Below are 2,947 nucleotides of genomic sequence, written 5' to 3'. Positions count from 1 at the left end.
GATGGAGAGCGTTGCCGTTCCGCCGCCCCGGCCGCTCACGCAGCGAGCGAAAAAAGTGATCTTTCGAGGGAACGCGAGTCGGCGGACCCCGTTGTCTCTCTGCGGAGGCGGCGACGCCCCCCGACTTGAGACCGGCGAGAGCCGGTCTGTCGCCACCGCGCCTCATTCTCGATGATGCCACTCCGCGGGCGGATCTACGATCCGCCCGCTTCTTTGTCTGGATAAAGGCGGACCTCATGGTCCACCTTTTTCTTTGCGCTCTCGACAGCCGGGTCGCGTTGCAGGACAAGTGGGTCTGGAAACGCAACGCGCATCGGGCCGAACGGCCGGGCGCCTATCGGGAGACGGCCATGCCCCTCAATCGTCAATGGGTTCTCAGGAAGCGTCCGCAGGGTCTGGTCCAGCATGACGACCTCGAACTGATCGAATCCCCCACGCCGGACCTCAAGGACGGCGAGGTCCTGATCCGCACCATCTACCTGTCGCTCGACCCCACCAACCGGACCTGGATGAACGATTCGGTCGGCTATCTGCCGCCGGTCGGGCTGGGCGACGTCATGCGCGGCCTGACCCTGGGCGAGATCGAGGACAGCCGCTCCGACCGGTTCAGGACCGGTGACATCGTCACCACGGCCATGGGCGGCTGGGCCGACTATGGCGTCGTGCCCGACACCGGCGTGTCCAAGGTCCACCGCGCGCCCGGCCTGCCGCTGACGGCCAATATGTCGGTCATGGGCATGACCGGGATGACCGCCTATTTCGGCGTCACCGACGTGCTTAGGCCCACCCCCGGCCAGGTCATGGTCATCTCGGCCGCCGCCGGGGCCGTCGGCTCCATCGCCGGCCAGATCGCCAAACAGAAGGGCGCCCACGTCATCGGCATCGCCGGCGGGCCCGACAAATGCCGCTGGCTGGTCGAGGATCTCGGCTTCGACGCCGCCATCGACTACAAGGGCGAGGATGTCGGCGAGGCGCTGGACCGGCTGGCCCCGAACGGCGTCGATCTCAATTTCGAGAACGTCGGCGGCGACATCATGGTGGCGGTCTGGAACCGGCTGAACATCGGGGCGCGGATGGCCGTCTGCGGCATGGTCTCGGCCTACAACGCCACTAAACGCCCGCCCACGCCGGACCTCAGCCGCCTGATCACCCACCGGATGACCATGCAGGGCTTCCTGGTCATGGACTATTCGCCCCGCGCGCGCGAAATGGTGGCCGAACTCGGTCCCTGGCTGGCCGAGGGCAAGGTCAAGTGGAAGGTCCACGTCGATAATGGGCTGGAGAGGGCCGTGACCTCGCTCAACCGCTTGTTCACCGGCGACCACGACGGCAAGCTGCTGGTTCGCGTGTCGGAAGAACCGGCGGCCTAGAGGACACTCCATGAGCGACGCCCTGCACGTCCATTTCGAGGATCTCGAGAATGGACAGGTGATCCAGCTGGGCGCCATCGCCGTCGACGAGCCGGCCATCGAGGCCTTCGCCGAACGGTTCGCGCCGGGCTGGGACGTCGCCTACGGCGCCCCCGACGCCATGACCTATGCCCTGTGGTCGCGGCTGGCGGCGGAGAAGGCGGCCGGCTGGGCCCAGTCCAAGGTCCTGGCCGTCGACGGCCTGCGTTTCATGCGCAACCCGCCAGCCGGCGAGCTGCTGCGCGGCCGCATGACCGTGATGGGCAAGGACCCCGTCGGCGACGAAAAAGGCATCGTCATCGCCCAGCACGACCTGCTCGACGAGGGCGGCCGGCTGGTCTTCAGCTGCCTGACGCGGGCGTTGTTCGTGAGAAGGTAGGCAACAGGCAACAGGCAACAGGCAACAGGCAACAGGCAACAGGCAACAGGCAACAGGGGTCAGCAAAAAGGCGGCTGCCGGAGCAACCGCCTTTCTTCAGCGAAACTGTTGCCCGCTGCCTGTTGCCTGTTGCCCGCCTTAAGCGTTCGCCGCCGTCGGCATCGCCGCAGCGCGCGCAAACGCCAGCGCGATCAGCCGGTCCCAGCCCAGCAGCGACACCAGGTGCGCGTAGATCTGGCCGAGCGCGCCGTTGTCACGCAGTTCGGCCAGCTTCTCGGCCGGCAGTTCCTTCAGCTTCTCTTCCGACACGGCGAAATAGTCGGCCAGCTTCTGCGGCGTGCCTGGGTTGCCCTGCTCGTCGCGCGGCGTGAACACGGCCTCGCGAGTGTGGAACAGGTCCAGCTCCGTCAGCAGCTTGACGAAGCTTTCGGTGCGCTGGCGCTCCTGTTCGAAATTGTTGCAGAACTCCATCGCCTGGTTGACGTAGGCCGACGGCTGGCCGTTCTCGAACAGCGGCACCTGGCCGCCCTCGACGATGAATTTGGCGTCGCGGTCGATGCACAGGATCATCCGGCCCTGCTGCTCGTCATTGGCGAAGACGAACGGATAGCGGCGGGCATAGGCGGGGATATAGGCGTCCGACTTGAAGTCGCCGGCCGCGTCCACATAGAGGTTTTCCGACTGGCGCAGGCCCATGACGGCGACCGGCTGCTTGTTGTCGCCCAGGAAGACCACCGGGAAGGACAGGGCGGCCGGCGCGAACTCGGTGACCGTCAACGGCACGACGTGGGTCTGGGCCACGAAGGCATAGGGCTTCTCGACCGGATTGGCGCCCAGCGAACCGTGGGTGTCGGCCGACAGGGGCTCGGGCCGATTGTAGAACAGGACGGTCCCGGCCAGCTGGCCTTCGGCGGTAGGGGCGGTGGTGTCGGTCATGGACGCGCAGGCTCTGGATTAAGAGGAAGGCGGGCTGTCTAGCGGATCGCGCGCGACGCCGCAAACGGGGCTGTTCAGACGCCGCATCTCCCTCCCCCGCGGGGGAGGGCAGGTCGCGTAGCGACCGGGTGGGGGCGGCAAGGCAGATCAGCGCCGTTTCGCCCTGCCCTCCCCACCCGGTCTTCGCTGCGCTTCGACCACCCTCCCCCGAGGGGGAGGGAAA

3 protein-coding genes are annotated in these 2,947 nt (G+C 66.9%); 2 read left to right on the top strand and 1 reads right to left on the bottom strand.

Annotated elements, in window-relative coordinates:
- Positions 1-350: 350 nt before the first annotated feature.
- Together ACILQR_RS16360 and ACILQR_RS16355 are read left to right on the top strand one after the other, a co-directional pair.
- The gene (locus tag ACILQR_RS16360) at positions 351-1,370 is read left to right on the top strand and encodes an NADP-dependent oxidoreductase (RefSeq protein WP_395652420.1); all 1,020 of its coding nucleotides are present in this window, start codon (positions 351-353) and stop codon (positions 1,368-1,370) included.
- Between the two features lie 10 nt (positions 1,371-1,380).
- Complete coding sequence (locus tag ACILQR_RS16355; RefSeq protein ID WP_395652419.1) at positions 1,381-1,788, top strand: MaoC family dehydratase; 408 nt, start codon at positions 1,381-1,383, stop codon at positions 1,786-1,788.
- 138 nt (positions 1,789-1,926) lie between these two features.
- Here ACILQR_RS16355 and ACILQR_RS16350 read toward each other — a convergent pair whose 3' ends face one another.
- On the bottom strand, positions 1,927-2,724 hold the full coding sequence (locus ACILQR_RS16350; RefSeq protein ID WP_395652418.1) for a SapC family protein: 798 nt from the start codon (positions 2,722-2,724) through the stop codon (positions 1,927-1,929).
- Between the last annotated feature and the right edge of the window lie 223 nt (positions 2,725-2,947).

Origin of the sequence: Brevundimonas sp. (assembly GCF_044239655.1) — a bacterium.
GTDB lineage: Bacteria > Pseudomonadota > Alphaproteobacteria > Caulobacterales > Caulobacteraceae > Brevundimonas.
This window is presented reverse-complemented; position numbering and strand designations above follow the sequence as displayed.

What these genes read in the sequence shown, in the direction of transcription:
- ACILQR_RS16360 (WP_395652420.1), top strand. Translation starts at nt 351, where the DNA reads ATGCCCCTCAATCGTCAATGGGTTCTCAGGAAGCGTCCGCAGGGTCTG.
- ACILQR_RS16355 (WP_395652419.1), top strand. Translation starts at nt 1,381, where the DNA reads ATGAGCGACGCCCTGCACGTCCATTTCGAGGATCTCGAGAATGGACAG.
- ACILQR_RS16350 (WP_395652418.1), bottom strand. Translation starts at nt 2,724, where the DNA reads ATGACCGACACCACCGCCCCTACCGCCGAAGGCCAGCTGGCCGGGACC.